The organism is Pseudomonas sp. K5002, assembly GCF_013386655.1.
Taxonomy (GTDB): Bacteria; Pseudomonadota; Gammaproteobacteria; order Pseudomonadales; family Pseudomonadaceae; genus Aquipseudomonas.
Window position 1 is genome coordinate 1 of record NZ_JACARK010001555.1, and the last position, 450, is coordinate 450.

Annotated in this window: 1 protein-coding gene; it reads right to left on the minus strand. The window is 65.8% G+C overall.

Features of this window, described 5'->3' with window-relative positions:
- The coding region (locus HX846_RS37890; RefSeq protein WP_256740504.1) for an SDR family NAD(P)-dependent oxidoreductase at positions 1-450 on the minus strand (450 nt) is incomplete at both ends.

Consider the following 450-nt stretch of genomic DNA (forward strand, 5'->3'; position numbering starts at 1 on the left):
GTGCGCGTGCTCCTGCCAGCCATACACGCCACCGGCAATCGACGAAATCGCCACCAGCGCACCGCCTTCATGCATGTGCCGGGTTGCCGCCCGGAAGGTGCGCATCACCCCGGTCAGGTCGACGTTGAGCATCTCGTTCCACAGCTCGTCGGTCATCTCCAGCAGTGGCGCACGGCGTAACAAACCGGCGTTGGCCACCGCGTAATCGAGGCGACCGAAGTGCTGGACCGCCTGCGCCGCCAGGTTATCCACAGAGGTTGTATCGCCCACGTCCAGCGGCAACATCAGGCATTCACCGCCCGCCTCTTCCACCAGCGCAACCGTGTGATGCGGGTCATGGGGATCGGCCGGGTAATACCCACCCACCACCGCCACGCCGCTGCGGGCGTACGCCACCGCGAGGGCCTGGCCGATGCCGCTGGCGGCACCGGTAATCAATGCAACTTTACG